The organism is Hathewaya limosa (genome assembly GCF_030815255.1).
GTDB lineage: Bacteria > Bacillota > Clostridia > Clostridiales > Clostridiaceae > Hathewaya > Hathewaya limosa.
This window is the reverse complement of record NZ_JAUSWN010000026.1, coordinates 38127-44625: the sequence shown is the minus strand read 5'-3', so window position 1 is coordinate 44625 and position 6499 is coordinate 38127. Positions and strand designations below refer to the sequence as shown.

At 26.1% G+C, this 6499-nt stretch carries 6 protein-coding genes; all 6 read left to right on the top strand.

Annotated features, from left to right (window positions below):
* Positions 1 to 228 precede the first annotated feature (228 nt).
* The 6 genes from QOZ93_RS12385 (at position 229) to QOZ93_RS12360 (ending at position 6436) form a co-directional block, all read left to right on the top strand.
* Complete coding sequence (locus QOZ93_RS12385) at positions 229 to 1179, top strand: AAA family ATPase (RefSeq protein WP_307356861.1); 951 nt, start codon at positions 229 to 231, stop codon at positions 1177 to 1179.
* Between the two features lie 10 nt (positions 1180 to 1189).
* A complete protein-coding gene (locus QOZ93_RS12380) occupies positions 1190 to 2311 on the top strand; it encodes a DUF58 domain-containing protein (RefSeq protein WP_307356859.1) in 1122 nt (373 codons plus the stop codon).
* The gene (locus QOZ93_RS12375) at positions 2308 to 3612 is read left to right on the top strand and encodes a hypothetical protein (RefSeq protein ID WP_307356857.1); all 1305 of its coding nucleotides are present in this window, start codon (positions 2308 to 2310) and stop codon (positions 3610 to 3612) included. The genes QOZ93_RS12380 and QOZ93_RS12375 overlap by 4 nt, the downstream gene beginning before the upstream one ends.
* 345 nt (positions 3613 to 3957) lie before the next feature.
* The gene (locus tag QOZ93_RS12370; RefSeq protein ID WP_111940592.1) at positions 3958 to 4311 is read left to right on the top strand and encodes a DUF6514 family protein; all 354 of its coding nucleotides are present in this window, start codon (positions 3958 to 3960) and stop codon (positions 4309 to 4311) included.
* Positions 4312 to 4570: 259 nt separating this feature from the next.
* On the top strand, positions 4571 to 4945 hold the full coding sequence (gene acpS, locus QOZ93_RS12365; protein WP_111940594.1) for a holo-ACP synthase: 375 nt from the start codon (positions 4571 to 4573) through the stop codon (positions 4943 to 4945).
* Entirely contained in the window at positions 4946 to 6436 is a 1491-nt protein-coding gene (locus QOZ93_RS12360) for an NAD(P)H-hydrate dehydratase (RefSeq protein WP_307356855.1), read from the top strand.
* Positions 6437 to 6499: the final 63 nt, after the last annotated feature.

Here is a 6499-nt window from a genome sequence, read left to right as displayed (position 1 = left end):
AATACATAATTCTTAATGAACCGCCGTATACCGAACGGTACGTACGGTGGTGTGAGAGGACGCTAAATAAAATAATTATTTAGCTCCTACTCGATACTTTTCTAAAAGAATAAAGAATAAAATAATAGAAAAAGAAAGTAATACAATATTCTTAATATTGAGAAAAATTATGATATAATAAGTTTAATTAATTTAGTTAATAGATTTGATTATAGGGGGAAACTTAAAATGGAAGTTATGAAATTTAAGGAGTTTAGAGATAAAATTAATGAAAATGTTAGCAAAGTAATTGTTGGAAAGACAAGTAAAATAGATAAAATTATTGTTGCATTTATTTGTTCAGGACATGTACTTTTAGAGGATGTTCCAGGTCTCGGAAAAACAAAACTTGCAAGAAGTTTAGCAAAATCTTTAAACTGTGAGTTTAAAAGAATTCAATTCACACCAGATTTATTACCATCGGATTTAACAGGAATATATTTCTACAATCAGAAAAATGGCGAATTTGAGTTTAGAAAAGGACCGTTACTTTCTCATTTTGTTTTAGCAGATGAAATAAACAGGGCAACTCCAAGAACTCAATCTGCACTTTTAGAGTGTATGGAAGAAAATCAGATTACTGTAGAAGGTAATACGATTCAATTAAATAAGCCTTTCTTCGTAATAGGTACTCAAAATCCAATAGAACAATTTGGAACATTTCCATTACCTGAAGCACAATTAGATAGATTTTTTATAACTTTGTCTATGGGATATCCTAATAAGACAGAAGAATTAGATATGATGGAAAGATTTCTAGAAGAGGATCCATTAGATAATTTAGAAAGTGTAGTTAATTTACAAGAAATTAAGTATGTACAAGAAAATTATAATAAGATTCATATAAGTTCGCATATAAGAGAATATATTTTAGACATTGTAAAGGAAACTAGAACTAATAATGAGGTAGTTACTGGTTGTAGTCCAAGGGCTACCTTAGCCTTGATGAAAGCAGTACAAGCATATGCAGCTATAAATGGTAGAGATTATGTAATTCCAGAGGATATAAAAGAAATGGCAGTTTCTGTTTTAAGTCATAGATTGGTGTTACATACTGATATGGATTTAAACAGGCGTTTGTCTAGTAAGATAATAGAAGATATTTTAAATACATTACCAACTCCCTTAGAAGAAATTTAGGTGATGAAAAATGCGTATAATATTTATTTTAATTTTAATATATTGTTTGCTCAAATTTGATAAAAAGATGAATGCTAAAAGTTTTAATGAATTTAATATTAAAAGAGAGTTAGATAAAATAAGAGTTTTTGAAAATGAAAGGTTTAATATAAAGACTACTATTGAAAATAATAAACGACTTCCACTTTCGTTTATATATGTTAGAGAAAAATTACCTACTGAGTTTGTAAAGATGAAACAGGAATTACAAAAAGACGATAATGGATTCAAGGTAAATATAAGTAGATATACTATGAGATCCTATGAACGTAAAATAAGGAATACTACTTTTAAAAGCAGTAAAAGAGGGATTTATACAATAAGTCATATAAAAGTTACAATAGGTGATATCTTTGGCTTTTCAAATTGTAAAAAAGAATTTATAGATTACTTGGAACTTATAGTTTATCCAGAAGTAAAAAAGCTAAGTCAATTTAAATTTTCCTCTAACACTTTATATGGAGATAATATAGTTAAAAGATGGATTTACAAAGATCCTATATATATTAAAGGAATAAGGGAATATAACACTAATGATAGAATGAAAGATATTCATTGGGCATCTAGTGCTAAGATGAATAGGTTAATGGTTAGAGAATATGATCATACTTCAGAAAAACAATTAATTATGCTTTTAAATGTGGAATCTGGAAGAAAGGTATGGAGGAGTGGCGATGAAATAGAATTAGAAAATGCAATTAGCTTAGTTGCATCTTTAGCATCAGAATGTTCAAATTTAAATATTAATACAGATTTTTGGACAAATGCACAAATAATTGGTAAAAATAAAAAAGGTGTAAGTGAAGTTATATGCTCAGAATATTCTTTAGGAAATGTGTTAGAAATGTGTGCTAGGATATATCCATCTAAAAAAATGAACTTTAGTGAATTATTATCTAAGAAAAAAAATGAATTTAAAAGAAACTATTCATATATAATTTTAGGATTTTATTTAGATAAAGAGAGTATAAATATGGTACAAGAATTAGTTTCAAGGGGAATATCCATAGCTATGATGGATGTTTCATCAGACTTAAGGTTACCTAATATTAAAGGTGTTAAAAAATTTGATTTTAAGGGGGCCATAAGATGATGAGTTGGTATGATGAAGTAAAGTTTATTTTTGCTGTTTTTATGAATACAATGCTTTTTATTTTATGGAGTTTTTTTATTAAAATACTTTTAAATATAGATTTAAGTAGATATATATATATATTGAATTTAACAATTTTATTTTTAACATTATATTTATCCAAATATATATTTAAAAGGTTGTATAAAAACAATAGGATACTATTATTAACATTAATTATTAGTATCTTAACAAGTCCCGTAGTTTATTTTTTAATGGATTCTAAAGTATTAGGCGTTATCTTAAATTTAGTTTATAGCTTAGTCCTAGTTTTTTCGATTGGAACATTTAAAGAAACTTTATATTCATATTATCAATATCAAAATATTGTTAGAAACTCACTAATTATCATAGGTATTTTAGGAGTTTTTATGAATTTTATTTTTGATGAGTTATTCCAAAGAATTAACACATTTTATTTTTTAATTTTAGTTTTTAGTATTCTCTTATTAAGAGAAAGTAGAAATTATAAATATAAAATTAGAAATAAAAATGCTAAAAAGACTAATGGTATGATTTTTAGTGTAGTTATGTTAATGTCTATAGAACCAATTTATAATATATTTATATTATTTTTTATGAAATTAAAAGGATATTTATCAGGTTATTTTGATAAGTTTTTCTATTATATCTTTTGTAAAATTGGAATAGTAATAAATAAGGTCTGTGATTTTATAAAAGTTAATTTAGGTAACTCTGATTCAGGTAAAATAGATGTACAGAAGGTTGATATGAAAGCAATTAATAAAGTATTAGAAAGTAAACAAGGTGTTGCTGGCAAAGTAAGAAATTTTATAATTACTTTGATAGGAGGAGGAGTTTACTGTATATTAAAAATATTAGCATTTATTATAATAGCATATACGGTAGTTAAGTTAATTAAAATTATAGTGGCTAGATTGTTTGATCATAAGGAAGATGAAGATGAAATTGTTGAAAGAATAAAGGAAAGTAGTAATAATAAGAAGCATATTAGTATTAAGAGAATTTTTAAAAGTAAAGGTGATATTAGAGATAATATAAGGAGCATATATAGAAAGTTTTTAAATCAGTGTTATAAAAAGAAAGTTTTTAAACCGTATATGAGTGCAACCGTTTTAAGTAATGTTTTAAAAATTAAAGTTGATAAAAATGAGGAGTTAGAAAACTTAGCTAAAATTTACAATGAAGCTAAATTTTCTAAACATGAAATGAATGTGGAAAAGTTATCCACAATGAAAAAAAGTTATTTAACTGTTGATAAGTATATGAAAAAGTTATAAACATATCCACAGTTTTTTCTAGAAGGCTTAATGCGACATGTGATTAAGTGGAAAAAACTGTGGATATTTTCTTATTATTCTGTTAATAATTTTTGTAAAAATAAAAAATAGTTTTTCAATTTTGTACATATAGACAAGCAATTCGACATATAGAATTTTATAATAAGTGATATAGAAATAAAAAATAGGTATAAAAATAGAGTTATGTGACTCTAAGGTATGTTTAAGTGTCAATTGATAGGGAAGAAAATTATTAACAGTGATACACAAAATGACATAGTTTTTTTCCACAAGATGATAAAATTAAAACATGGTAATTAACCGTGAAAGGGTAGGGGGATCAAAATGGAAATTGTAGAAAGCGTTTCAAAACATATTAGTGAAAATGAGGTGAAACATAATTATATCTACAGATTAGTAAAAAGTGAAATGTCACTTTATATTGAAAGTGAATTGTCCGTGATTCAAACTTATGGAATAGAAGTTGAACGTCAAGATGTTATAAATGGAACTCTTGTGAATATTGAAAGAGATTGTATAAAAAGTATTAGTCCGCAAAGATATAAAGTTCATAATCTATTAAAAATTTTATACAATCATGATGTATCACCCATTCATTTGGTAGATATACTAGGAGAATACATAGACAGTTATGTATCAGATTTTGATAAAGATATGGAAAGTATATGTTCATATTAAAATTTAAATTTTGGTTTTATTTGATTAATTAAACATGTAACTAATAACTAATTATTATATTAAAAGTAGGCAATTCCATTTATGGTAGTTGTCTATTTTTTTTAAGTAAAAAGGAACATTTTAAAATTGTAACCAAATTTACTTGTTAAAACTTAATAATAAATATAATGTTGTTTAAATAATGTTATATAATAGTCTATAATAATATAAAATTTTATATTCCTATTTTTATTAAAATAAATATAGAAAGGAAGAAAAAATGATTATTGGAGTTGGAGTAGATATAATTGAAATTAATAGAATAAAAAAGGCTTTAGAAAGAAGAGATGCTTTTTTAAATAAGCTTTTTAATAAATCTGAAATAGATTATTTTGCAAGGAAGAAGTTTAGACCAGAATTTGTAGCGGGAAAGTTTGCTGCAAAAGAAGCAGTAGCTAAAGCTTTAGGAACAGGATTTAGAGAATTTGATTTTAAAGATATATTAATTGAGAATAATACATTAGGTAAACCAATGGTTTCATTAAAGGGAAAGGCAAAACTAATTGCTAGTAAAAATGGAGATTATAGAATTCATATAAGTATATCCCATAGTTGTACAGATGCTATTGCTTATGCTGTTATGGAGGTTGATTAAATGATAATAGGACAAGCTCGAGATATAAGAGAATTAGATAAATATTGCATAGAAGAATTGAAGATACCTAGTATTATATTAATGGAAAATGCAGCTCTTAAGGTATTAAAGAATATATCAATTGAAGCATATAAAGAATTTATAGTTATATGTGGTAAAGGAAATAATGGCGGAGATGCACTGGCATTAGGAAGGCACCTAATAGCCTTAAATAAAAAAGTTAAGTTTTTTATAATAGGGGACAGAGAAGGGTCTAAGGATTTTAATGTAAATTATCAGATCTTAAAAAATATAAATGCAGATATAAGTGAAATTCTCTTGGAACAAGATATAAAAAACATAGATGACAACATAAAAGAAAATAGTTTAATTATAGATGGAATTTTTGGTACTGGTTTAAAACGTAATGTAGAAGGAATGTTTGAAAAGGTAATAGAGTTGGTTAATAGAAAATCAAATGATGTTATAGCTATAGATATTCCATCGGGTTTACATAGTGATACAGGTGATGTATTAGGATGTGCAATAAAGGCTACAAAGACAATTTCTTTTGTTATGTATAAAAGAGGTTTTTTAAGTTATGAGGCCTTCGATTATTTAGGAGATGTTATTGTAGAGGAGATTGGTATGCCTTTAAATGCTGTAAATAAGTTTAATAAAGGTGAATATCTTGTAGATGATGAATTTGTTAGAAGTAATTTTAAACATAGAAATTTATTGAGTCATAAAGGAGATTTTGGAAAGGATTTAATTTTTTCAGGATCAAAAGGATTTACTGGTGCTGCTATAATTTCTTCGAAAGCATGTGTTAAAAGTGGGGCGGGATTGGTTAGAGTATGTTGTGACCAGGATGTGTATAGTAATGTAAGCTCTAGAGTGCTAGAGGCAATGTGTATTCATAATGAAGATGAAAAATTAGAAGAATATATAAAAGGAGCTTCTTCCATAGCATTTGGTCCGGGAATGGGAAATAATGAATGTACATTAGAGATATTAAAAAAAGTTTTAATGTATAGAAGATGTCCTATTGTTATTGATGCAGATGGTATTAATGTATTGCAAAATAGGCTAGACATACTGAAAGAGAACAATAGTTATCCCATTATTTTAACTCCACATTTAGGTGAGATGAGTAGGCTAACAGGTATAGGTATAGAAGAAATTAAAAAACATAGAATAGAAATAGCTAAAAGTTTTGCACAGAATAATGGAGTAATTGTTTTACTAAAAGGATATAACACAATAATTACGGACGGAAAAGACGCATATATAAATACTACAGGAAATAGTTCTATGGCAAATGGAGGAATGGGAGATTGTCTAACAGGTATAATAACATCTTTCATTGGACAAGATTATAATCCGATGTTGGCTGCAGTAATGGGGGCATATATACATGGATTTATAGGTGAAGAATTAAGTAAAGATAAATTTGTGGTAACAGCAGAAGACATAAACTATAGTTTGCCAAGGTTTTTGAACTTATTTTAAAAAGAAATCTATAAAATAAAATAGTAATATAATTTTAGCTTCCTTAATAAAATCTATAGTAAG